This window comes from Paraburkholderia strydomiana (assembly GCF_031456815.1).
In the GTDB taxonomy this organism is placed as follows: domain Bacteria; phylum Pseudomonadota; class Gammaproteobacteria; order Burkholderiales; family Burkholderiaceae; genus Paraburkholderia; species Paraburkholderia caledonica.
Genome location: NZ_JAVDVL010000022.1, coordinates 21,072 through 45,273 on the forward strand (window position 1 = coordinate 21,072; position 24,202 = coordinate 45,273).

Below are 24,202 nucleotides of genomic sequence, written 5' to 3' on the forward strand. Positions count from 1 at the left end.
CAAACCATGGCAGTGTGGTTCGACTATACGATCAACGGGCTGATCGTCGGCAATATCTATGCGCTGCTCGCAGTGGGGCTGGCGCTGATTTTCGGCGTCTCGCATCTGATCAATTTCGCGCACGGCTCCGTGTACATGGTGGGCGGCTTTATCGGCTGGTTCTGCCTTGCGCGTCTCGGCCTGCCGCTGCCCGTCGCGTTGCTCGCTACGGTGGGCGGCTGCGCGCTGCTCGGCATCGCGATCGAGCGGATCGGCCTGCGTCCGCTGCAAGGCGCGGCGCGCATCGCGCCTTTGCTCGCGACAATCGGCATCAGCTTCGTACTCGACCAGCTCGCGCAGATCGTGTTTGGTCCCGATCCGCGTGCGGTGCCCGGTTCGTTGCCGCAGTGGACGATCGCCATCGGCGGTGCGTCGCTCAGTTCGCTCGATGTGCTGATTGCGGCAATCGGTATCGGCGTGGCGGCCGTGCTCTACGCGTTTTTGCGCTTTACGCGGCTGGGGTGGGCCGTGCGCGCCACCGCGCAGGACCGCGACGCCGCGCAACAGATGGGCGTCAACGTGCATGCCGTCAATCGCGCGGTGTTTGCAATTGCCTGCGGGCTCGGCGGTCTCAGCGGGCTGCTGGTCGGCATGTATTACAACAGCATCGATCCCGCGATGGGCTTCCAGGCGACGCTCAAGGGCGTCGTTGCGCTGCTGATCGGCGGCCTCGGCAACGTGCCGGGCGCGATTGCCGGGAGCCTGCTGCTGGGTCTGGTCGAAAGCTATGGCGTCGCGCTTTTCGGCACCAGCTGCCGCGACCTGTTCGCCTTCGTGCTACTTCTGCTGTTCCTGGTCTGGCGGCCCAACGGTCTGTTCAGTTCGAACCGGCGGCTGCCGCCCGAACCGCTGACGGGCACGTTCCTGTCGAACGTGAAAGCGGTGCGCCTGCCGCCGCGCGCGGTAGCCGCATTGGTGGTGCTCGCGTTCGCGTTGCCCGTCATCGCGCCGGCTCCGTATCTGCTGCAAACGCTGACCAACGGCTGGATCTTCAGCCTGCTTGCGCTGAGCCTGACGCTCGTGGCCGGGACGGTCGGCCAGATTTCACTCGGGCATGCGGCGCTGCTGCTGATCGGCGCGTACGCATCCGCGTTGATATCGGCGAATACGGGCTGGACGCCCGCGTTGACGATCCCGCTGGCGGGCGCCGTCACCGCCGCGATCGGCACGCTGGTGATCTATCCGTCGTTCCGCCTGCGCGGCCACTATGTATCGATTGCGACACTCGGCATCGGCGAGATCGTCGGTCTCGTGATCCTGAACTGGGACGGCCTGACGCGCGGGCCGATCGGCGTGACGGGCATCGCCCCGTTGTCGCTGTTCGGCTGGCAACTGACGGGCGCCCGCGAGACCTACTGGTTCACGCTGGCCGTGGTCGTCGTGCTCGCGTGGCTCCAACTGCGGCTGCTGCGCTCGCATCTGGGCCGCACGTGGCGCGCTATTCGCGAAGACGACGTCGCCGCACGCGCCTATGGTGTGCGGCCGAACCGCTACAAGGCGATCGCGTTCGCGTGCGGCGGCTTCGCGGCGGGGATCGGCGGCGGCATCGCCGCGCATCTGTACAGCTACATCAATTACCAGACCTTCGATTCGCAGGTCTCGATACTCGGACTGACGATGGTGATACTCGGCGGCCTCGGCAACGTGGCAGGCGCGATCGTCGGCGCGGTCGCGCTGGTCGGCTTGCCCGAGCTGTTCCGCTTTGCGGCCGATTACCGGATGCTCGTCTATGGCGCCGTACTGCTTCTGCTCGTGCGCTTCCGGCCGCAGGGCCTGTTCGGTGCGGTTTGAGGAGAGGGCGATGACGACATCATCCGACATCCTGTTCGACGTGCGCCGCGTGAGCCGGCATTTCGACGGGCTCAAGGCGGTCGATCAGGTCAGCCTGTCCGTCGCAATGGGCGAGTGCGTGAGCGTGATCGGCCCGAACGGCGCCGGCAAGTCGACGCTGTTTAACCTGCTTGCGGGCACCGACCGGCCGGACGACGGCCTCGTGCGCTTCGACGGCGAAGACGTCACGGGCTTTGCGCCGGAAGAACTCGCGCGGCGAGGCGTAGCGCGCACGTTTCAGCATGGACGCGTGTTCGGCAATCTCAGCGTGCTCGACAACATACTGATCGGCGCACACTCGCGGCTCGTCGCCGCACGCCGTGGGCTGCCTGTAGTCGGCGCACTCGTCGAGGTGCTGGGCGCGCTCATGCCGTCCGCAAGATCCCGGAGCGACGACTCGCAGCTGCGCGACGAAGCCAAAGCCATACTCGCCCGCTTCGGCACACGTCTATCACCGCGTATCGACGCGCCTGCGCACAGCTTGTCGTACGCAAACCGTCGGCGGGTGGAGATCGCCCGCGCGCTGATGCTGCGCCCGCGCATTCTGCTGCTCGACGAGCCGACCGCGGGCATGAACGAATCCGAAACCGCCGAAATGCTTGAACTCATCATGCAACTGAAACAGGAAGGGCTGACGATCCTGCTGATCGAGCACAAGCTCGATCTCGTGATGCGTCTATCCGATCGCGTAATCGTGCTCGACGACGGCAAGAAAATCGCATCGGGCCTGCCCGATGAAGTACGCAACGATCCGCGCGTGATCGAGGCGTATCTCGGTCATCGCTATGTCGGACAGCAGGCGGGTCAACCTGTACCCGCTGCCGCATGAGTGCCCTTGCAATGACGGATACCCTGCTGAAGATCGACAATATCGACACGTTTTACGGGCCGAGCCAGGTGCACTTCGGTGTCAGCGTGGCGGTGCCGCGCGGCGAAATCGTCTGCCTGCTGGGCGGCAATGCGAGCGGCAAATCGACAACGATGAAGGTGATTCTCGGACTGCACAAGCCGCGTTCCGGCGACGTGCTGTTCGAGGGTCAATCGTTGAAGGGCCTGACGACTGCGCAGATCATCCGGCGCGGCATCGCATCGGTGCCCGAAGCGCGCCGCCTGTTCGGCGATATGACCGTGCGCGAAAACCTGCTGATGGGCGCATTCTCGCGCAGCGACCGCGACGGCATCGCGTCCGACTACGAACGCATGCTCGAACTGTTCCCGCGTGTCAAGGAAAGGCTCGCGCAGCGCGCGGGCACGCTGTCGGGCGGCGAGCAGCAGATGGTGGCGATGGCGCGGGCGCTGATGAGCCGGCCCGCGCTGGTGTGCATGGACGAGCCGACGATGGGCCTGTCGCCGCTCTATGTCGACAAGGTGCTGGAGCTGATCCGCACGGTGAACCAGCAGGGCGTGACGTTTTTCATGGTCGAGCAGAACGCGAGCCTCGCGCTGCAGATCGCGCACCGCGGCTACGTGCTGCAAACGGGACGCGTCGTGTTGTCGGGTGACGCGCAAGCCTTGCTGGGCGACCAGCGCATCCGCGATGCGTATCTCGGCGGCGCACTGGCCGCCGAAACGGCTTCTTAAGCGGCTTCCCGAGTGTTATTTGCGCGCTCACGCGGCGGCTGACGGCACGAGTTCCAGACGAGCGCGGTGCGTCAGTTGAAGCGGCAATCGGCGGGCTTGCGCGGCGTCGTCGACAGATAGCGCAGCGCCAAATACGCCCTCGCCGTGAATGTCGAGCTGGGCGCGAAGCGCACTGGCCAGCGTCGATGCGCTCGCGGTCTCCGCGCCGGTGCGACTGACGGGCGACAGCAGCGTGACGGTCGTCGCGCCGATGGTGAAGGTCGCGAGATGCACGCCCTGGTCCGCCAGCACGCTGCGATGAACGGGCACATCGCCGAGCAGAAGACGGTAACGCCCGATGCTTTCGCCCAGATCCGACACGGCGACGTTCACGGCCGCGAGACCCGTTGCGGCGTTGCGATGCTGACGCACGTCGCCTTCCGCGACGCGCAGGAAGCGCGGCGTGAGATCGCCGCACAGAAACGGCAGATCGCGCGTCGCGGGCCGGCCGATCTGCCATTCGAGACGCGTGCCGTCGGGCCGGATGCGTCCGCCCGGAATGGGGCCGTCGTAGCGCAGGCCGCGCGCGTACGCGGCTTCGACCGTCCGCGAGACGGAATCGGGCAGCAGCGCGAAATCGACGAAGCCTTCGCCGGCGCGGTGTTGTTCGTCCCACCAGCGGTGCTCGCGCGCGTCCTTCAGAAAAGCGATCAGTTCGATATAACTGCCGTCGGCGAAACCGACCAGCGCGTTATGCGTCGATCCGTCCGCATGCGTGCCACCGCGTTGGACCGTAAAGCCGGTTTCCGTGAAGTCGGCAATCGTCTGCTCCAGGTCATGCACACGGATCACGAGGTGGTCGGGCAACAGGGGCATTCGTCGTTTCCTTTCAAGATTGGAGGACAGCATCCACGGCGCAGGCTAGGCGTGAACAAGCCGCCTTTCGAGCCAGCGCGTGAGCAGCGAGATCGGATAGCAATACGCGAAGAAGATCACCAGCGTGGCCAGATAAGAGAGCACAGTGAAGCTTGAGCGCGCCACGGTGCTGCTCGCGATCTGCGCCGTATCGATCAGGTCATGAACGCCGACCAGCGACGACAGCGCCGTGCCCATCGTGATGATCGCGTAGACGTTCATCCACGGCGGCAGCATGCGGCGCACGCATTGCGGCAGCACGATATGCAGCAGAATCTGCGCGCGCGAGAACGCCAGCGAACTGGCCGCCTCCCATTGCGTGGTCGGAATCGACGCGACCGCGCCGCGAAACACCTCGGCGATATTCGCGCTGGCGGGCAGGGCGAGCGCAAGCGTGACCTTGAGCCAGTCGGGAAACGGCAGCGTCGTGCCGAATACGGTGAACTCGAACGGGAAGACGTAAGTGGTGAAGTAGACGAGCACCAGCCACGGCGCGTTGCGAAACGCCTGAACCCAGAGCTTCGCGAGACGTCCGGGCAGCGACGGCGCGAGCGCGAGAGCGCCGATCAACAGGCCGAGCACCGAGCCGATCGCGATCGCGCCGATACTGACCACGACATTCAGCGCGAATCCGTGTGCGAGCGCGGGCGCCCATTCGACGAAGCGTGCAAGGGTCTCGCCGCGCGCGCCGGAGTCGGGCGCGAAAACCCACAGCAATGCGCCTGCGACGAGCACGCCGAGCGCGGCGGCAACGCCGGGCGTCAGTCCTTTTCCTTTCGGGCGAGCCGTTGCATCGCGAATGTCGATGCCGCGCGCGGCGGCCGGGTCGAATGAATCAAAGGCCATAACCGGGAATCCATAAACGCCGTTCGAGCCACCGCCCCGCGATGCTGACGAGCCACGTCAGCAAGCCGAAGAACAGCAGGATCAGCACCATCAGCGCGAGGACGTTGTCGCGTTGAGTCCAGATCATGATCGACTGGTAGGTGATGTCGCCGACGGCAATCGCCGAGGCGAGCGCCGTCGCCTTGACCAGTTCGACGAAATTGTTCACGAGGGCGGGCAGTGCGGTGCGCAATGCGAGCGGCAGCTCGATGCGCCAGAAGCGCGTCGAGCGGTCGAAGCCGAGCGACGCCGCGCCTTCGAGCGTTTGCGCGGGCAGCGCGTCGAAACCGGCGCGCAACGCTTCCGCGTGGAACGCGCCCTTGTGCAGCGACAGCACCAGCACGACCCAGAAAAACGGCTTGAACGGGTTGTCGACGTGGCTTTCACGCAGCCATTGCGTGATCAGCATGTTCAGCACGAGAAACGCGCAATAGAGCTGCACCAGCGTCGGCGTGTTGCGGGTCAGTTCGACGAACGCGCGCGCCGCACCTGCTATCCACTGATTGTGGTAACGCAGCGCGAGCAGCAGCACCAGACCGGCCAGCGTGCTGCCCAGCATTGTCGCGATCACCAGTTCGAGGCTCACCGCGATACCTTGCAGAAAAGGCACGCGTTCATACGCGTCGAGCAGAAAGCGATAGTCGAGGCCGGCGTGCGCGGTCGCGTCGATCAGTGCGTGAAGCGAAGCCGCCATGTTCATTGTTCGGCCGGCAATTTCTGGTGCCATTCGGCGAGCGCGGCCGAAGCCGGCGTGAGGCCGTTCTTCGCCTCGTCGTCGATCAGCCAGCCGGTGCGATGCCAGTCACGCACGATCGCGTCGAGCCTGGCAGCCGTGTCCTTTTCGCCTTGGCGCACCCAGATCACGGACGGCGCCGGCTCGAGTTCCGGCTGGATCGTCCGGTAGTCGCGCCACTCGGGGTCGCGCTGCTGCAACGGATAAAGCAGCGGTGCAGCGTCGTGTACGGCGGCGACGCAACTGCCGCCGCGCAGCGCGAGCAGCGATTGCGATGCGCCAGGGAAGGCGCGTGGAACCGCGCCGTATTTCTCGACGACGGGCCGGATATAGCTGCTGCCTTGCGAGATGCAAACAGGCTTGCCGCGCAGGTCTTCCCACTTCGTGATGCCGCTCGACTTCGGCGTAATGGCCGTGCCGCCGACACGGTAGTAAGGCGTCGGCACGTGATCGAGAATCTCGCCGCGCTGCGCGTTGTACTCCATGTTCGCGATCAGGATATCGACCTTGCCCTGTTGCAGGAACTGCACGCGCGTCGACGGCTGCACTGAGACGAGCTGCACTTTCACGCCAAGGCGCTTGCCGATGTCGTTCGCGAGATCGACGTTCATGCCGCGCGGCTGCTGCGTCTGTGGATCGAGCGAGCCGAACGGACTGCCCGCGATCAGCACGCCGACCGCGATTTCGTGCCGGGAGTTGATCTTGTCGAGGGTCTGGTCGGCGTGTGCCGGCCGCGTAGCGGACATGGCCGCGAGTGCTGCGAACAGTGTGAGGCAGGCCAGTTTGTTATATGCCGCTTTGGTCGATGTCATGAGCGATCGGATAGGTGAGGAACGGCATACCCTATGCCAAACGCGATGCGCGGCAAACGAAATGAATCTGCTAAGCAAAGCACACGGACGTTAATGCATGCGCGCTCATGCCGTGACGGGATTTTTGCTGGCATAGCAGATCGCCGCATATGGTTTCGCGCATTCGTTGGTTCGCGTTCGTTGCGGCGCTTCCTAGAATGACTGGCTGCCGCGTATCGGACACAGGACAACGGATGACAGAACTGATTCTCTCGGACCGCGCAGCCCGCATCGGTCTCGCCCCGAACGCGGCGGCCAAAGCGCGCGCACAGGCACTCGCGGCGAGTGGACGAACGGTGATCGAGCTGACTTCGGGCGAGCCCGACTTCGACACGCCGGACTGGATCAAGCAGGCCGCGATTGCGGCGCTGGCAGCGGGCGAAACGAAATACACGGCACAAGCCGGCACGCTCGAGCTGCGCACCGCGATCAGCGAAAAGCTCGCGAGAGAAAACGGTCTGGCTTACCCCGCTGCGCAGATCATTGCGTGCGGCGGCGGCAAGCATGTGATCTATAACGCGTTCGCGGCGACGCTGCGCAGCGGCGACGAAGTGATCGTTCCCGCGCCGTACTGGCAGTCGTTCCCCGCGATGGTGTCGATCAACGATGGCACGCCCGTCACGCTGCCCACCTTGCGCGAGGCGGGCTACAAGATCACGCCGGCCCAGCTCGACGCGGCGATCACTGCACGCACGCGCTGGCTCATTCTGAACACGCCTTCGAATCCCTCTGGCGCGGTCTATACGACGGATGAACTGACGGCGCTGGCCGACGTGCTGCGCCGGTATCCGCATGTATGGGTGCTACTGGACGAAATCTATGAACACATCCGTTTCGACGATGAATCGCGCACGCACCTGCTGACGCTCGCACCCGATCTCGCCGACCGGACGCTAATCGTCAACGGCGCATCGAAGCCATTCGCGATGACGGGCTGGCGCATCGGCTACGGCGCGGGACCGGCAGCCCTGATCCGCGCGATGACGATTGTCCAGTCGCAATCGACGTCCGCGCCTTCGTCGGTTTCGCAGGCCGCGCTCGCGGCAGCGTTGCGCGGCGATCAGTCGTTCGTGCGGCGTTCGGTGGCCGCCTATCGCGAACGGCGCGACCTGCTGCTCGACGGATTGCGCGGTATCGACGGTTTGCAGTGCGCCGCGCCGCAGGGGGCGTTCTTCGCATTCGTCGATTGCAGCGCGTTGATCGGTGCAACCACACCCGACGGCAAGCTGCTGCTCGGCGACACCGATTTTGTCGATTACCTGCTATTCGGGCACGGACTCGCGGTCGTGGACGGTACGTCGTTCGGCTTGCCGGGCCACTTTCGCCTGTCGTTCGTCGCGGACCGCGACGCCATTATCGAAGGCGTGCGGCGTCTGGCGGCAGCCGTTGCGGCGTTGTCGCGCGATACCGCAAACACGCGAGCGCCGCGCGCGGAGACCACGGAGGCCGCATCATGAATCGCATCGCATTGGAAGAACACGCCGCGCTCGCCGACGTATCGGCTCGCAAGGAAGCCGACATGGATGCAGCAACGCGCGCGCGCAGCGACGGCGCATTGCTGTCGCTGCGGGACGTGCGGCTGTCGTACGGCAGCACTGCCGTGCTGAACGGCATCGACCTGTCGGTCAGGCGCGGTCAGGCCGTGTCGATCATCGGGCCGTCGGGTTCCGGCAAGTCGACCATCCTGCGCTGCATCAATGGCTTGCTCACTCCGCAAAGCGGCGAGATCACCGTCGACGGCATCGACGTGCGCGCGCAGAAGACCGACGCGCAGCGTATCGCGCTGCGCAAGCGGATCGGTTTCGTGTTCCAGCAATACAACCTGTTTCCGCATCTGAGCGTACTCGACAACCTGACGATTGCGCCGATGCGCGTGCTCGGCCGCAGCCGCGCCGAAGCCGAGAGCGATGCGCACGCGCTGCTCGCGAAGGTGCGTCTCGCGGACAAGGCGAAGGCGTACCCCGGCGCGCTATCCGGCGGGCAGCAGCAACGCGTCGCAATTGCGCGCACGCTGGCGATGCGTCCCGGCCTGATCCTGTTCGATGAAGTCACGTCGGCGCTCGACCCCGAAACGGTCGGCGAAGTGCTGAACGTGATCGGCGAACTGGCCGACGAAGGGCAGACCTGCGTGCTCGTCACGCACGAAATGCGCTTCGCCGAAGACATCAGCGACGAAGTGTTCTTCACCGAAGGCGGCGTGATCGTCGAGCATGGCAGCGCACGACAGCTGTTCGGCGATCCCGTTCACGAAAGAACCCGGCTCTTCCTGCAACGCGCGCGGGGCGAAGATCGCGCCGGCCGGGCCGCGCGGCGTGCTTCCTCCACGACAGACTAATCCATCATCATGACGACGACCACGAACGAAGCCAGCAGCACAATCGCTGCGCAACGCCGCGAAGCGGTGCAGGACCTGCTCGCCGACGCGCGCCAAATCATCGGCGAAAAAGGCGTGACGCGCGACGCGCTCGACGCGATCAGCGGCTTGCTGCTCGAACTCGCCACGCAGCACGCGCTGTTCGATACCACCGACTTTCCGCCGCCGCAGCGCGACAGCGGCGATACATCGACGCGCTATCGGCTCAATCCCGGCGAGGACGGATTCGCGCTTTATCTGAACTCGCTGCTGCCGGGCAAAACGACGATTCCGCACAACCACGACACGTGGGCCGTGATCGCCGCCATCGAAGGCGCTGAACTGAACCGCATCTATAAGCGCACCGACGACGGCAGCGACCCGGACCGCGCGACGCTCGAACTGTCGCGCGAAGTGGTGGTGCGCCCCGGTGTGCCGATCGCGTTTCTTCCCGACGATATCCATAGCATTCATGTCGGCGGAGCGGAACCGACGCTGCACTTCCATCTCTATGGCCGTCCGCTCGAAACGCTGACGGGCCGCCTCGGCTTCGAAACCGATACGGGCGTGGTGGTCCGCTACAACGCGAAGCACATGCAGCAGGCCACGCAGGCGGTCGGCTGATGGCGGCGCATGACGATGCATTGCAGACGCGCATTCTGCACGCCGGTTCGCCGCGTTTCGAGGACGGCGTCGCGCCCGTGAACGTGCCCGTCGTGCGGACCAGCACCGTGCGCTTCGAGGGCGACGCGATCCGCGCGAGCCTGCATCACCGGCGCGAAGCGGGCGAACCCGTCAGCCTGTACGGCCGTCACGGCATGGCGACGCATCGCGCGCTCGAAGCCGCGATCGGCGAACTCGAAGGGGCGAGCGATGTGCTGCTCGCGCCTTCGGGACTGTCGGCAATTTCGCTGGTGTTCATCGCGTTGTTGTCGCCCGGCGATCACGTGCTCGTGCAGGACAGCGTCTATGGTCCGATTCGCGAGCGGGTCGAACCGCTGCTCACGCGTCTCGGCGTGTCGTTCAGCTATTTCAGCGCGGGCGAAGGCGTACCCGGAACACTCGTGCGTCCCGAGACGCGGCTCGTCTATGCGGAGTCGCCGTCGTCGTTCCTGTACGAGGTGATCGATCTGCCTGCGCTGTCGGCGTTCGCGCGCAAACACGAGCTGCTGCTCGCGGCCGACAACACATGGGGCGCGGGACTGCTTTATCAGCCGCTCGCGCTCGGCGCCGATATCGCGATTCAGGCCACGACGAAGTACCTCGGCGGGCATTCCGATCTGATGCAAGGCGCAGTGTCGACGTCGGATGCGGCGCTCGCGCGCAAGCTGCGCGACACGCACGACGCGCTCGGACTGAGCGTGAGCGCCGACGATGCGTATCTCGCGCTGCGCGGCATTCGTACACTCGCGGTGCGCCTCTCGCAACACGGCCGTCATGCGCTCGATGTTGCGCGGTATCTGCAAAGCGAGCGCAACGCGGTTGCGCGCGTGTTTCATCCGGCGCTGCCCGACGATCCCGGCCATACGTTGTTCAAGCGCGACTTCAGGGGCGCGAATGGACTCGTGTCTTTCGCGTTCCGGCAAGCAAGCCGCGCGCAAGCCAGCGCGTTCGTCGATGCGTTGCGGCTGTTCGGCATCGGCGCGTCGTGGGGCGGCTATGAGAGCCTCGCGCTCGTCGCGCCGCAGTCGCGGCTCGGTGAACACACTTACTGGCGCGGCAGCGAGCCCGTCGTGCGGCTGCATGTCGGGCTCGAAGATCCGAACGACCTGATCGCCGATCTGAAACAGGCGTTTCGCCTCGTACTCGAATAACTGCAGTTCCTTCACACTCAATCCCCCAATCAGATGGCAGACATTTATTCGCTGATTTCCGCGACCCGCTTGCGCGAATGGCTGAACGACAACGACGAAATCGCGCTCTTCGATGTGCGAGAGGCCGGCGAGTTCGGCGAGGGACATCCTTTTTTCGCCATTCCGCTGCCTTATAGCAGGCTCGAACTCGATATCGGCCGTCTTGCGCCACGTCGCAGCGTGCGTATCGTGCTGCTCGATGCAGGCACGGACGACGAAGCGATTGCGCGCCGCGCGGCGGGCCGTCTTCATGCGTTGGGCTATACGCGGCTGCATGTCGTGGAGGGCGGCGTGCGAGGCTGGGACGCCGCTGGCTACACGCTGTTCAAGGGCGTGAACGTGCCGTCGAAGACGTTTGGCGAACTCGTCGAACACGCATACGGTACGCCACATATTTCGGCCGCCGATCTCGCCAGCCGGCAGGCCGAAGGCGCGCCGCTGATCCTGCTCGATGGTCGCACGGTCGAGGAGCACCGGAAGATGACGATTCCCGGCGCGGTGAGCTGCCCGAACGGCGAACTGCCGTTCCGTTTCGGCGAACTGGTCGGAGATCCGCATACGCCTGTCGTGATTCATTGCGCGGGACGCACGCGAAGCATCATCGGCGCGCAGTTGTTGCGCAGTTTTGGCGTGCCGAATCCTGTGATCGCGCTCGAAAACGGCACGCAAGGCTGGGCGCTCGCCGGACTGGAACTGGAGCATGGCAGCACGCGACGCTATCCGGATAGCGTCGACGAACGCGCCGCGAGCGAAGCGCGCGATCGCGCGGCGGTACTGACCGCGCGCTTCGCGCTGGCTACGCTGGACCGGCATGCAGCGCAGGCGTGGCTCGACGCGGACGACCGTACGACTTACCTGCTCGACGTGCGCAGCGCCGCCGAATTCGCACAGGACGGCGTGCCGGCTGCCGTGCACGCGCCAGGTGGCCAGTTGCTTCAGGCAACGGACCAGACCATCGGCGTGCGCCGCGCGCGCGTGCTGCTGGTGGATCACGACGGCGTGCGTGCGCCAGTGATCGCGACGTGGCTCGTGCAGCTCGGCATCGAGACCGCGATGGTTGCGGCGCAGGATGCGCGCGCGTTACAGGTTCGTGCCGCGCCGCCTGAAGGACCGCAAGCCGCGGCCGATGATCTGTTGATCGATGCGGACGGATTGCGCAAGCTGCGCGGTGAAACGAACGTGTACCCGGTCGATCTGCGAGCTAGCGTCGAGTATAGAAAAGGCCATCCTGCGGGCGCGCGCTGGTCGATCCGCCCCACGCTGGTCGCGGCGCTGTCGGACGCCGGTCGATCCGGTCGCGTCGTGCTGCTTGCAGAGTCCGCGGGCGTCGCCGCGCTGGCTGCGCTCGATCTGCGCGATGCCGGGTTCAACGACGTGTCAATCGCAAGGGACGGTCTCGGAACATTCCGCAAAGCGGGCTATGCGATCGAATCGACGCCTGCGATACCCGCCGATCACGAGCGCATCGACTACCTGTTCTTCGTGCATGACCGCCACGAAGGCAATCTCGACGCCGCGCGCGCCTATCTCGCGTGGGAGACGGGCCTGATCGCGCAGTGCGCCCCTGACGAGCTGCAACACTTCCGCATCGATGCGCAACCGTCCCGCGCGGACACCCTGGCCGAGTTGATCCGTTCATGAATTCCCGTATTTCGAAGCTGGCATCGCTGTCGGCGGCGCTTTGGGTGGCGGCCACGCTGAGCGGCTCCGCGTACGCCGATGCAACACTGGACCACATCAAGGCACGCGGCACACTCGTCGTCGGCGTCGTGCTGGACGGCACCTACGGCACGCTCGACCCCGTGACGCGCAAACCCGTCGGCTACAACGTCGAACTGGCCGAAAGCCTCGCGAGTCATCTGGGCGTGAAGTTCGAAGCCGTCGAAGTCACGCCGCCGAACCGTGTGCAGTTTCTTCAGCAGGGCAAGGTCGATGCGCTGATCGCCAGCATGCAGTACACGAAAGAGCGCGACGAAATCCTGAGCTACGTGCCGACGCCGTTCGAAGAGATCGGTGGCAGCGCGATGGTGCATAAGGGCGGGGGCATTCACGACTGGAAGGACCTGCGCGACAAGCCAGTGTGCGTGTCGCAAGGCAGCAACTACACGAAGCCGCTGATCGAGCAATACGGCGCGCAGGTCAAGGCGTTCAAGGGCATGCCCGAGGCGCTGCTCGCGCTGCGCGGCGGCACCTGTATCGCGTCCGTGCACGTGACGCCGGGTATCCGGGCGAGACTCGCCAGCGCATCGGGCGAATGGAATGACTATGAATCGCCGATGCCGTCGCAACTGATTCCGTCGCCCTCGGTGATCTGGGTTCGCAAAGGGCAGATCGATACCGTCGCCGCCTTCGACAGGATTGTGAAGGACTGGCACCGCACGGGCTTTCTGATCGACGAAGGCAACAAGTGGCACATGCCGCCTTCCAAACAGTTGCTCGACTGGCATCAGCAATACGCCGCCAACAAGGAAAACTGACGATGACACATCGCGCCGATCCCGATTACGATGCGCGCCGGACCCTGGAACTGCTTGGTCCCGCGCCTGAGAACTGGGTGCCGGACCGGCCAGGCATCGACCACAATGTGTTGATCGTCGGCGGCGGACAGACGGGCTGCGCGTTTGCGTTTGCTTTGCGGCGCGCGGGCATTGGCCGCGTCAGCGTGATTGACACCGCCAGCGACGCAGCGAAGGCGGGCGTGTGGCTCAATCGCGCACGGATGAACAAGCTGCGCACGCCGAAGACGCTGGTCGGACCGGAAGGCGGGCTGCCGGGACTGGGCTTTCGTGCCTGGTATGAAGCACGCTTCGGTGAAGCGTCGTATCAGGACATCGACCGCATTCCGCGCGAGCGATGGGCCGAATATCTCGCGTGGTATCGGGCGTTTTTGCAGATTCCGGTGCGTTACGGCACGCGGCTCGTGCGGATCGAAGCGCAAGGCTCGCATTTCCGGCTGCATCTGGACGTGAACGGTGTGGCGCAGATCGAGACCGCGCGCAAGGTGCTGTTGTGTAACGGCGTCGCGGGCAATGGCGGCGCTTTCGTGCCGCCCGTGCTCGCACAACTGCCGAAGTCACTTGTCGCGCACACGTCCGAGGCGATCGATTTCGCGGCGCTGCGCGGCCAATCCGTTGCGGTACTGGGCGGTGCGGCGTCGGCGTTCGATGCCGCAGCGACCGCGCTCGAAGCGGGCGCGAGCGAGGTTCATCTGTTCGTGCGGCGCAAGACGCTGGCTGCCACGCCCGTTTCTCGCGCGCGGGCGTATCCGGGCGCATACGACAACTACTTCGATCTGCCCGACGCCTTGCGCTGGGCACAGGCGTTGCGCTTCAAGCGCTCGGGTTCGACGGCGCCGCCCGATTCGGTCGAGCGCGTCACGCGCTTCGAAAACTTCTATCTGCATCCCGGCTCGCAATGGGAATCTGCGCGTGAAGCGGCGGGGCGCATCCACGCCGTCGTGTCGGGCGAATCGTTCAGCTTCGACTTTGCGATCGCGGGCACGGGCTATTTCATCGATCCGGCGGCGCGCCCCGAACTGGCTGACTTCGCTTCGCACGTGCTGCTGTGGCGCGACCGGTTCACGCCAGCCGAAGACGATCGCGACGATGAACTCGGTGCGCATCCGTATCTCGGCGCGGCGCTCGAATACAAGGAAAAGGTCGCTGGAAGCGCGCCCTATCTGAAGGACATTCACGTCTACAATCCGGCCGGCTTCGTCAACGCGGGCGTGCCGGTTGGCGACGTGCCGAGCATGAAACGCGATATTCCATCGGTAGTGCGACGCATCAGCCGCGATCTGTTTCTCGCCGATCTCGAATCGCATGCGAACCGGCTCGCGTCCGATGTGCCCGCCGAGTTCGACGAGTCTGCATACGCAGCGAATGTGTGGCGACGGGAAACGTCGAGCGCGTGAAGTAGAGAAGGGTGAAAGCACAAAGGGGCGTCAGATTCGGACGCCCCTTTTTTGTATCGCGTCGGCCGGAAATCAGCGCGACGTATAACCATATACGGATTAATTGGTGGTGAACGGGCAGCACGCGCAACGACAATCGGCGGCGCGGCCGCCGCGTGGGCGCGCACGCCAACCTTCGACCCGTCCATTCAGAATCCCGATGACATCTTCAGCAACAACATCGCGAACCGTTATCGCGCGTGCGCTTGCACGACTCTCTTTTTCACTGGGTGTCGCGATTGCGAGCCTGGGCGTCGCGCACGGCGCGCCTTCGGGCACGCTCGTGTTCTGCTCGGAAGGCAGCCCCGCGGGCTTCGATCCCGGCCAGCACACGACCAGCACCGACTTCGATGCGAGCACCAACACCATCTACAACGAACTCGTGCAGTTCAAACGCGGCACGCTCGATCTCGAACCGGCGCTCGCGACGAGCTGGGACGTGTCCGCCGATCAGCGCACGGTTACGTTCCATCTGCGCCGCGGCGTGAAGTTTCAGACGACGGCGTATTTCAAGCCGACGCGTGATTTCAACGCCGACGACGTGCTGTTCACGTTCAACCGGATGCTGCATACGGACGATCCGTTCCGTAAGGCGTATCCCGTCAGCTTTCCGTATTTCAGCGATCTCGGTTTCGACAAGAACATCGACAGTATCGACAAGACCGACGACTACACCGTGCGCTTTCATCTGAAAGAGCCGGACGTGATTTTCGTGCGCAATATCGCAATGAATTTCGCGTCGATCCTCTCGGCCGAGTACGCGGCGAAACTCACCGGTACGCATCGCGAAGCCGATATCAACCAGTACCCGGTCGGCACCGGGCCGTTCACGTTCCGCTCGTATCAGAAGGACGCGCTGATCCGCTACGACGCGAATCCCGACTACTGGCGTCCCGAGGATGTCGGGCTCGCGCATCTGGTGTTCGCGATCACGCCGGACCCCGCGGCGCGCATCCAGAAGCTCGCGAGCGGCGAATGCCAGGTGTCGGTGTTTCCGCGCCCGGCCGATCTCGACGTCGTGAAGCGCAATCCGTCGTTGACGCTCGTTTCGGGCGTCGGGTTCAACGTCGGCTTTGTCGCGTACAACACCCAACACAAGCCGCTCGATCAGGTCGCGGTGCGGCGCGCGCTGGACATGGCCATCGACAAGCCGACGATCATTCAGGCGGTGTTTTCCGGCAATGCAACCGTCGCGACGAATCCGATGCCACCCGCGCAGTGGTCGTACGACAAGGCGCTGAAGGACGCGCCGTTCGATCCGGCGAAGGCAAAAGCACTGCTTTCGCAGGCGGGCTTTCCGGATGGCTTCGATCTCACGCTATGGGCGATGCCGGTGCAGCGCCCGTACAACCCGAACGCGCAGCTGATGGCGCAACTGATCCAGCAGGACTGGGCCAAGATCGGCGTGCGCGCGAAGATCGTCAGTTACGAGTGGGGTGAGTACAACCGGCGCGCGAAGCAGGGCGGCGAGCACGACGCCATTCTGTATGGCTGGTCGGGCGATAACGGTGATCCAGACAACTGGCTCGGCACGTTGCTCGGATGCGATGCCGTGCACGGCAGCAACGTAGCGAAGTGGTGCGATCAGGGCTTCAATGCGCTGATCGAAAAGGCGCGGGCGACCTCGGATATGCAGGAGCGCACGCGTCTTTACGAGCAGGCACAGGTGATCTTCAAGCAACAGGTGCCGTATACGCCCATCGCGCATTCGATCGTGTCGCTGCCTGAATCGAAGCGGGTGAAGGGTCTGGTGTTTTCACCGCTCGGCAGTCATCGCTTCGACGGCGTGACGTTGAAGTAGACGCCGCCCGCTTGACGCGTCGTCGAGCGGCGGCGCGTCCCGGCGTCAGGCCTGCGCGATGCCTTCCAGCAGCGCATCGCGCAGTGCATCGAGCGACGGGTCGCGCAGATTCCGCGGCCGGGGCGAAGCGACGGCGATCTCGCGCACGATACGGCTCGGGCGGTCTTCCCCCGCCGGCGATAGCAGCAGGATGCGGTCGGAGAGATAAAGCGCCTCGTCCAGATCGTGCGTGACGAGCAGCGTTGCAGTGTGATGCGCGCACGTCAGCGAGAGCAGCAACTGTTGCAGGCGAGAGCGCGTGATCGCATCGACCGCGCTGAACGGTTCGTCGAGCAGGATCAGATCGGGGCCGGCGAACAGACCGCGCGCAAGCGCCACGCGTTGTGCCATTCCACCCGACAGCTGTTTCGGCAGCGCATGCCGAATGCCCGGCAGCCCGACTTCGGCGAGCAGCGTATCGACGCGCGGATCGTGACCCTGCTTCGGCCCAGCGGCGAATGCAATGTTGTCGGCCACGGTGAGCCACGGCAGCAGCCGCGGTTCCTGAAAGATCACGCCGACTCTCGCGGACGGCCCGCGCTGAATCTGCTCGTCGATCAGCACGGTTCCGTCCGCGAGCGGATCGAGTCCCGCAATCGCGCGCAGCAGCGTGCTTTTTCCACAACCGCTTGGACCGACGAGACTCACGATTTCGCCGCGCGCCAGTTCGAACGATACCTGTTCGAACACGGCGCGCTGCCCGAAGCGCCGGCTCAGTCCGCTGACTTGCAGCAAAGGGGGCGCGGCCTGGCTCATTGTTCGCTCCGCGCTGCAGTTGCATCGGCTGCGTCGCGCCACAAGAGCGCATGCGCTTCGATGGCCTTGAATGCGCCGTCGCTGAGCTTGCCGAGCAGGGCCAGCAAGAGGATTGCGCCAAACACGAGGTCGGGCCGTCCCGTCTCGCGGCCGTCGCTCAGCAGATAGCCAAGCCCGCGCGTCGCGGCGATCAGTTCTGCCGCGACCATGAACATCCACGCGAGGCTCAGGCCGGTTCGCAAGCCCGTGAAAATCTGCGGCATCGAGGCGGGCAGCAGGATGCGTGTGAACAGCGCGCGGCGCGTCAGGCGGTTGACTTCGCCGAATTCGATCAGCTTGCGGTCGACGCCGCGTATGCCAGCCACCACGCTCAGTTGCACCGGGAAAAAAGCGCCGATCGCGATCAGCGTGATCTTGGGCGCTTCGTCGATGCCCATCCAGAGCAGCAGGATGGGCACCCACGCGAGCGATGGAATGGCGCGCAGCGCCTGACATGCGGGATCGAGCAGCGCATCGATGCGCCGGCTCAAGCCCATCGCCGCGCCGATCAGCAATGCGAGCACGGCACCGAGCGCGAAGCCCGCATAGACGCGCGCAACACTCGCTCCGATGTGGCGCGCAAGCCGGACGCCGCCCAGCTCCCATAGCGTTTGCACGATCGAACTCGGCGCCGGCACGAGATGCGACGGCAGGATCGACGCGCGTACCAGCACTTCGATGACGGCGAGGAAGACGAACGGCAGCGCGAGCCCGGCGTAGCGCCATTTCCGTAACGGATCGCGTGGCCGCGCAGCGGGGGCGGCGGGCACTGCGTGCGTCGCGGTACTCCGTCTCGGATCACGCGCTTTGAGCGCCAGCGTGTCGTCAGTCGCAGCCATGTCAGCCGTGCTTACTTTGCGCCGTTATTCGCGGACGCGATGACGGGTTGCGCGACGCTCGAATCGATCAGCGCATCGATCACCTGATTCAGGTTCGTGCCGCTTTTCACGAGTTGCTCGTCGACCAGAATTGGCGCGGCTGCCTTGAGCGCGGCAAGCTGTTGCGCGCCAGGCTGCGGATGACTGAAGTCGTTACGGCTCAACTGGAGCTTCGCGACCGCAGGCGAAACCTTCGATTCCTCCGCGACGATCTTCGCGGTGTCGTCGGGATGCGCGGCAATCCAGACGCGCGCTTTCTCATAGACCTTCAGCACGCGGGCGAGCGAGTCTGCATGATCGCGGATGAAATCCTCGCGCGCGTTCAGGAAGCCCCACGTATTGAAATCGACGTTGCGATACAGCAGGCGCGCGCCGTCGTCGATCTGCGCGGCGGCCATATGCGGGTCGAGACCGGCCCACGCATCGACCTGACCATTCGCGAGCGCAACCCGTCCGTCCGGGTGCTGGAGATTCACGATCTCGACGTCGTCGCGCGACAGGCCCACGGTATGCAGCGCGCGCAGCGTGAAAAGAAACGGATCCGTGCCCTTGGTGGCTGCGATCTTCTTGCCTTTCAGGTCTGCGAGACTCTTGATGGGCGAATCCTTGCGCACGACCAGTGCGGTCCATTCGGGACGCGAAAAAATATAAACCGCGCGGATCGGATTGCCGTTGGCCTTGCCGAGTACGGCGGCGAGGCCGGCCGTCGAGCCGATGTCGATTGCGCCGCTGTTCAGGTACTCGAGTGCGCGATTGCTGCCGAGACTCAGCACCCACTTGACCTGGGTATGGTCGGCGGCGAACTCCTGCTCGAGCCAGCCATTTCGCTTGATGATCAGACTTTCCGGCGAATAGTACGCGTAGTCGGGCTTGAGCTCGGAGAGCGGTGCGGCCTGCGTCGTGCCGAACAGGCACAGCGCCAGCGCGGCGGCGCCCGCCTTCAGCAGGTTGCGCAATCCGCGCGCGCTCGTCAGACGCGCGAAGCCCCGAACCGTTGTCATGGCAAATCCTTTATGTGTCAGTGCGTGTGTGGGTACGCATCCCAGCGTTCAATGTATCGAAGCCGCCGCCGGACGCGAACCAATTAGAGTTCAGAATCAAAGCTGTTTTGACGCTATTGCAGAGAATGCTTCGCGCGCCTCAACTAATCATTTGGCGGCGAGAGCGGGCTTGCTCTGTAGCAGCGCCCACTGACCGTTGACCACCACCAGATTGACGCTCTTCACGCCAATCACGCGGCGCGTCTCGGGGTTGAAGGTGGCCTTGCCGAATATCACGCTCGGGACGTCGTGCAGTTTGACCAATGCGTCGCGCACCGCGCGCCTGTCGGTTCCACCCGAGCGCAGCGCGTAGGCGGCGATGATCACGGCGTCGTACGCGAATGCGTTGAAGGCGTCGGGTTGCTGGTGATACTTCGCCTCGAAGCCATGCACGAAATGCTGGACTTCGGGCGCCGGGTCGCCGGGGAAGAAGCTGGTGTTGGTCGTCACGCCGTTGACGGCGTCGCCGCCGAGTTCCATGAATTTCGGCGAGTACACGGAGCTGGCGGCGACGATCGGCAGCGTAATGCCGCTTGCGCGCGCCTGACGCGCGATCTGCGCGCCGTCGGAATAGTAGGCGATCAGCACCAGTGCGTCGGGCTTCGCATCGCGCACACGCAGCAGCGTCGCGCGGAAATCCTTGTCGGTCGGCTGATAGCCCTCGGCGGCCACGACCTGCGCGCCGCGCGTTCCCGCGGATTTCACGAAGACGTCCTTGCTTGCGCGTCCCCAGTCGGTGTTCTGAAATAACACGGCGATCCGCCTGAAGCCTTGCTTCACCGCGAGATCGGCGAGCAGCGGTTGGGCATCGGCCTGGCTGACGGACGGACTCCAGATGAAGTCGCCGCCTTTCGTGAAGTCAGGATGCGAGTTCGTGAAACCAAGCTGCACGAGACCGGCACGCTGATAGATCGGCGACGCCGCCATCGATGCCGGACTCGAAAAATCGCCGAGCTCGATCAGGATGCGCTTGTCGTCGACGAATTTCTGCGCAATGGTCACCGCCTGGCGCGGATCGCTCTGACTGTCCTCGAATACATATTGCAGAGGGTGGCCGTTGATGCCGCCCTGGCTATTGATCTCGTCGAGCGCGAGATCGAAGCCGGCTTTCCACTGCGCGCCATATTGCGCGTTCGGACCGGTCAGCGGCCCGCTCACGCCGAAGAAAACCGGCTCGCCGCTGGCGGGCGCCGCGCCCGCTTCAGACTGGAAAGACAGCGCAAGTACGGCGCCCGCGAGTGCAATGAGATGCCGCGCGAACGCGGAAAGACGCGAGGCAGACATGATCATTCCCTGAATCAATGAGAATGCGAGTCTCCAACGCGCCTCGTCAAACGACAACGAAGCGTTTTGCATAACCATATTCACGCTTCGCAAGGCGACGCATGCGCTCGCTCGGCGCGTCGGCGTTGCAAAGCTAATGACATTTGCTTTCTTTCGATTGCTTTCGGCACTCAGTAGTATCGCCCTTTAATTACCGGGACCGGTTCAGCCATGGATGCGTCAGGAAGGCAGCGCAAGCACATCATCGGGATCGCGTTCATCATGGCTCTCGCCATCGTGTCGATTCGCGGCACGGCGGCGGCAACGCCGGCGCACGGCGGAACGCTGACCTGGATCGTCACGCCCGAGCCGGCTTCAATCGTGCCGTTGACGACGACGGCGGGCGGCAACGCTGAACTCGGTCCCAAGGTCGTGGAAGGATTGCTGACCTACGACAAGGATCTCAATCCGAAACCGCTGCTTGCCACTGCATGGAGCGTCAGCAAGGATGGCTTGCAGTATCGCTTCACGTTGCGTCATGGCGTCAGATGGCATGACGGCCAAGCGTTCACGTCGGCGGATGTCGCGTTCTCGATCCTGACGCTGAAGGAAGTCCATCCGCGCGGGCGCAGCACGGGCCGGACGGCAAGCGGTTCAGGTTGAGGCTGCTCTACAACCCCTTTCAGGACCCGCGCGCCGCGGACTTCATCCGCCAGTCTCTCGCGCGCATCGGCATCGATGCCGAAATCCAGACCTATGACTTTGCGACCTATGTGACGAAGGCCTATACGGATCGCGCGTTCGACATCACGCTGGAAGCGTTGTCGAACACGTTCGATCCGACCGTCGGCGTGCAGCGCGTGTTCTGGTCGAAGAACTTCAGGATCGGCCTCCCGTTCTCAAATGCCGCGCATTATTCGAACCCCGAAGTCGACCGTCTGCTGGAAGCGGCATCCGTCGAGACGGACCCAACAAAGCGCCGTCAACTTTTCTTCGAATATGGGCTGCTGTCGTGTCGCGAATGGACGGGCGTGCGTCTGTCGACGCTTCTCGAAGCGGTGGGATTGAGAGCTTTGGTGGGTTTAGGCTCACGATGGCGTGGCCGCGAGCGGACTGGGCGCTTCCTGCCGGGCAACTGCCGCATGGCGATTGACGGGGCGCGGCAGACCCAGATGATCGCGCAGCGTGTCGCCCGTGTATTCGGTGCGAAAGAGCCCGCGCCGCTGCAATTCCGGCACGACATGTTCCGTGAAATCGACCAGTCCACCCGGCAGCCACGGCGACATGATGTTGAAGCCGTCCGCGCCTTCCTCTTCGAACCACTGCTGCAACTGATCCGCGATGCTCTGCGGCGTGCCGATCACCTGTTGCTGGCCGCGCGCGCCGGCGATGCGCAGATAGAGGTCGCGTATCGTCAGATTGTTGCGGCGCGCGAGATCGAGTAGCAGCCGTTGCCGGCTCTTGCCGCCATTCGTTTCGGGCAGGTCGGGAACGGGGCCGTCGACGGGATAGTTCGAGAGATCGACGCCGCCCGTCATTTTCGACAGCAGCGACACGCCGACCGTGGGATCGATCAGTTCCTGCAGCGCGTCGAACTTGTCCTGTGCTTCCTGCTGAGTCTTGCCGACGATCGGGAAGATGCCGGGCATGATCTTCAGATGCTCCGGCTGACGGCCGTAGCGCGAAAGTCTGCCCTTCACGTCACGATAGAAGGCTTTCGCTTCGTCGAGCGTCTGGTGCGCGACGAAAATCACCTCAGCCGTTTGCGCGGCCAGTTCCCGGCCGGCTTCCGATGCACCCGCCTGCACGACCACCGGCCAGCCTTGCGGCGAGCGCGCGACGTTCAGCGGGCCGCGCACCTTGAAGTGCTTGCCCTTGTAGTTGAGCACGTGCAGCTTGTCGGCGTCGAAGTAGACGCCGCTCGCCTTGTCGCGAACGAAAGCGTCGTCCTCCCAGCTGTCCCACAGGCCCGCCACCACGTCGTAGAACTCTTTCGCGCGCTCGTAGCGCACGGCATGATCGAGATGCTGGTCGAAGCTGAAGTTGTGCGCTTCCGTCTCCGTGCTGGACGTCACCAGGTTCCAGCCCGAGCGTCCGCCGCTCAGGTGGTCTAGCGACGCGAACTTGCGCGCGACGTTATACGGCTCGTTGAAGGTCGTGGAGACGGTCGCGACAGGCCGATGTGACGCGTCACGACGGAAAGCGCCGAGAGCAGCGTCAACAGCTCGAAGTGATCGGCGCGTGCCGTTCTCGATAGCGAGGGCAGGTGCGTGTCTCGCACGCTGACGCTGTCCGCAAAGAAGATCGCGTCGAACTTCGCGCGCTCGGCGATCTGCGCGAGTTCCGCATAGTGCTCGAAATCGAGGCCGCCCGCCGCGTGTGCATCGGGATGCCGCCATGCGGCGATGTGATGCCCCGTTTCCATCAGGAACGCGCCGAGACTGATCTGCCGTCTGTTCTGCCGTGCTTCGCTCACTGCCGACTCCTTCGATGAGGGTGGAAGATTGGCCTGCGTCACCACGCGAGCCGCCATTCGGTGACGCGTGTGTCGCGCGTGCCGCGACGCCGGCCGCCTTCGATGTTGTCGTCGCCGCCGGTCTCGGGCCGTCCCGTGAAGTCGGCGAGAATCTGCTCGCGCAGCCGCACGAATCGCGGATCGCCGTGCTCGCGCGGCCTCGGTAGATCGACGCGCGCGATGCGCTTCACGCGGCCCGGTCGTGGCGCCATCGTGACGACGCGGTCGCCGAGCCAGATCGCTTCATCGACGTCGTGCGTGACGAGAATCATCGTGATCTTTTCATGCTGCCAGATGCGCTGGAGTTCGTTCTGCAGGCGGCTGCGCGTGAGCGCGTCGAGTGCGCCGAACGGTTCGTCGAGCAACAGCACGCGCGGCCGGTTCACGAGGCCGCGCGCAATCGCGACGCGCTGCGCCATGCCGCCGGACAGTTGATGCGGATACGAATGCTCGAAACCTTCGAGGCCCACCAGCGCGACATGTTCGGCAACGGCATCGCGCTTCTGCTGCTGCGACAGCGGTGCGTTCCGCAAAGCGGCCAGGATGTTCTGCGACGCGGTAAGCCACGGAAACAACCGGTGATCCTGAAACACGATGCCGCGCTCGAGCGACGTATCGCGCACGCGTCGCCCATCCACGCTGATTTCGCCGCGATAGTCGCTGTCGAGCCCTGCGATCAGGCGCAACAACGTCGACTTGCCGCATCCGCTCGCGCCGAGCACGCTGACGAATTCGCCGGCGGCGATATCGAGCGAAATCTCATCGAGCACGAGCAGCGCGCCGTCTTGCGCGCCGCGCGTGTCGTTCTGCTGCGCATAGCGTTTGCTGACGCCGCGAATGCGGATGCCTTCGGAAACCGTGGTCGACATGACAATGATCCGTTCGATGAAGCCGCGCGGC

General features: G+C 64.5%; 21 protein-coding genes and 1 pseudogene. 12 read left to right on the plus strand and 10 right to left on the minus strand.

Translation table 11 applies throughout. The features are described 5' to 3' along the window. Positions 1–6 precede the first annotated feature (6 nt). The 3 genes from J2W46_RS32830 to J2W46_RS32840 are packed head-to-tail and all read left to right on the plus strand — an operon-like array spanning position 7 to position 3,450. Positions 7–1,830: an ABC transporter permease gene (locus J2W46_RS32830; protein WP_310359918.1), complete on the plus strand. Its 1,824-nt coding sequence runs from the start codon at positions 7–9 to the stop codon at positions 1,828–1,830. A 10-nt stretch (positions 1,831–1,840) separates the two neighbouring features. Next, entirely contained in the window at positions 1,841–2,698 is an 858-nt protein-coding gene (locus tag J2W46_RS32835; RefSeq protein WP_310359921.1) for an ABC transporter ATP-binding protein, read from the plus strand. An 11-nt stretch (positions 2,699–2,709) separates the two neighbouring features. Then, positions 2,710–3,450: an ABC transporter ATP-binding protein gene (locus J2W46_RS32840; protein WP_310359923.1), complete on the plus strand. Its 741-nt coding sequence runs from the start codon at positions 2,710–2,712 to the stop codon at positions 3,448–3,450. A gap of 27 nt (positions 3,451–3,477) precedes the next feature. On the opposite strand, the gene J2W46_RS32845 is transcribed toward J2W46_RS32840, so the two are convergent. Genes J2W46_RS32845 through J2W46_RS32860 form a run of 4 tightly spaced genes read right to left on the minus strand, consistent with a single transcriptional unit; the run spans position 3,478 to position 6,774 of the window. Next, positions 3,478–4,305, minus strand: a complete 828-nt coding sequence (locus J2W46_RS32845) for a VOC family protein (RefSeq protein WP_310359924.1) — start codon at positions 4,303–4,305, stop codon at positions 3,478–3,480. A 45-nt stretch (positions 4,306–4,350) separates the two neighbouring features. Beyond that, positions 4,351–5,190 (minus strand): amino acid ABC transporter permease, encoded by an 840-nt coding sequence (locus J2W46_RS32850; protein ID WP_310359926.1) that lies wholly within the window; start codon positions 5,188–5,190, stop codon positions 4,351–4,353. Next, positions 5,180–5,923, minus strand: coding sequence for an amino acid ABC transporter permease (locus tag J2W46_RS32855; RefSeq protein ID WP_310359927.1), 744 nt, complete (start codon positions 5,921–5,923; stop codon positions 5,180–5,182). The genes J2W46_RS32850 and J2W46_RS32855 overlap by 11 nt, the downstream gene beginning before the upstream one ends. A 2-nt stretch (positions 5,924–5,925) precedes the next feature. Continuing rightward, positions 5,926–6,774: a transporter substrate-binding domain-containing protein gene (locus J2W46_RS32860; protein WP_310359930.1), complete on the minus strand. Its 849-nt coding sequence runs from the start codon at positions 6,772–6,774 to the stop codon at positions 5,926–5,928. A 233-nt stretch (positions 6,775–7,007) separates the two neighbouring features. Between J2W46_RS32860 and J2W46_RS32865 the strand changes: the two genes are divergently transcribed. From J2W46_RS32865 to J2W46_RS32900, 8 genes are all read left to right on the plus strand, one after another. Beyond that, positions 7,008–8,270 (plus strand): aminotransferase class I/II-fold pyridoxal phosphate-dependent enzyme, encoded by a 1,263-nt coding sequence (locus tag J2W46_RS32865; RefSeq protein WP_310359934.1) that lies wholly within the window; start codon positions 7,008–7,010, stop codon positions 8,268–8,270. Positions 8,271–8,332: 62 nt separating this feature from the next. Next, positions 8,333–9,148 (plus strand): amino acid ABC transporter ATP-binding protein, encoded by an 816-nt coding sequence (locus tag J2W46_RS32870; RefSeq protein ID WP_310359975.1) that lies wholly within the window; start codon positions 8,333–8,335, stop codon positions 9,146–9,148. A 9-nt stretch (positions 9,149–9,157) separates the two neighbouring features. After that, a complete protein-coding gene (locus J2W46_RS32875) occupies positions 9,158–9,790 on the plus strand; it encodes a cysteine dioxygenase family protein (protein ID WP_310359936.1) in 633 nt (210 codons plus the stop codon). Further along, complete coding sequence (gene metC / locus J2W46_RS32880; protein WP_310359938.1) at positions 9,790–10,980, plus strand: cystathionine beta-lyase; 1,191 nt, start codon at positions 9,790–9,792, stop codon at positions 10,978–10,980. Before J2W46_RS32875 ends, metC begins: the two co-directional genes overlap by 1 nt. A gap of 33 nt (positions 10,981–11,013) precedes the next feature. Beyond that, on the plus strand, positions 11,014–12,660 hold the full coding sequence (locus tag J2W46_RS32885) for a rhodanese-like domain-containing protein (protein ID WP_310359941.1): 1,647 nt from the start codon (positions 11,014–11,016) through the stop codon (positions 12,658–12,660). Further along, on the plus strand, positions 12,657–13,496 hold the full coding sequence (locus J2W46_RS32890; RefSeq protein WP_310359944.1) for a transporter substrate-binding domain-containing protein: 840 nt from the start codon (positions 12,657–12,659) through the stop codon (positions 13,494–13,496). The genes J2W46_RS32885 and J2W46_RS32890 overlap by 4 nt, the downstream gene beginning before the upstream one ends. A 2-nt stretch (positions 13,497–13,498) precedes the next feature. After that, complete coding sequence (locus J2W46_RS32895; RefSeq protein WP_310359946.1) at positions 13,499–14,932, plus strand: NAD(P)/FAD-dependent oxidoreductase; 1,434 nt, start codon at positions 13,499–13,501, stop codon at positions 14,930–14,932. Between the two features lie 199 nt (positions 14,933–15,131). After that, positions 15,132–16,772, plus strand: a complete 1,641-nt coding sequence (locus J2W46_RS32900; RefSeq protein ID WP_310359948.1) for an ABC transporter substrate-binding protein — start codon at positions 15,132–15,134, stop codon at positions 16,770–16,772. 45 nt (positions 16,773–16,817) lie between these two features. Here the strand turns inward: J2W46_RS32900 and J2W46_RS32905 are convergent, their stop codons facing one another. The 4 genes from J2W46_RS32905 to J2W46_RS32920 form a co-directional block, all read right to left on the minus strand. Beyond that, the gene (locus J2W46_RS32905) at positions 16,818–17,567 is read right to left on the minus strand and encodes an ABC transporter ATP-binding protein (protein ID WP_310359949.1); all 750 of its coding nucleotides are present in this window, start codon (positions 17,565–17,567) and stop codon (positions 16,818–16,820) included. Then, positions 17,564–18,445, minus strand: a complete 882-nt coding sequence (locus tag J2W46_RS32910) for an ABC transporter permease (protein ID WP_310359951.1) — start codon at positions 18,443–18,445, stop codon at positions 17,564–17,566. The genes J2W46_RS32905 and J2W46_RS32910 overlap by 4 nt, the downstream gene beginning before the upstream one ends. Positions 18,446–18,456: 11 nt before the next feature. After that, positions 18,457–19,485, minus strand: coding sequence for an aliphatic sulfonate ABC transporter substrate-binding protein (locus tag J2W46_RS32915; protein ID WP_310359954.1), 1,029 nt, complete (start codon positions 19,483–19,485; stop codon positions 18,457–18,459). A gap of 147 nt (positions 19,486–19,632) precedes the next feature. After that, entirely contained in the window at positions 19,633–20,808 is a 1,176-nt protein-coding gene (locus tag J2W46_RS32920; protein ID WP_310359955.1) for an ABC transporter substrate-binding protein, read from the minus strand. A 261-nt stretch (positions 20,809–21,069) separates the two neighbouring features. Here J2W46_RS32920 and J2W46_RS34515 point away from each other — a divergent pair, with 261 nt between their 5' ends. Then, positions 21,070–21,450, plus strand: coding sequence for an ABC transporter substrate-binding protein (locus J2W46_RS34515; RefSeq protein WP_374726910.1), 381 nt, complete (start codon positions 21,070–21,072; stop codon positions 21,448–21,450). Between the two features lie 425 nt (positions 21,451–21,875). On the opposite strand, the pseudogene J2W46_RS32930 reads toward J2W46_RS34515, so the two are convergent. Continuing rightward, a pseudogene (locus J2W46_RS32930) lies at positions 21,876–23,212 on the minus strand (LLM class flavin-dependent oxidoreductase). Between the two features lie 89 nt (positions 23,213–23,301). After that, on the minus strand, positions 23,302–24,171 hold the full coding sequence (locus J2W46_RS32935) for an ABC transporter ATP-binding protein (RefSeq protein WP_310359957.1): 870 nt from the start codon (positions 24,169–24,171) through the stop codon (positions 23,302–23,304). Between the last annotated feature and the right edge of the window lie 31 nt (positions 24,172–24,202).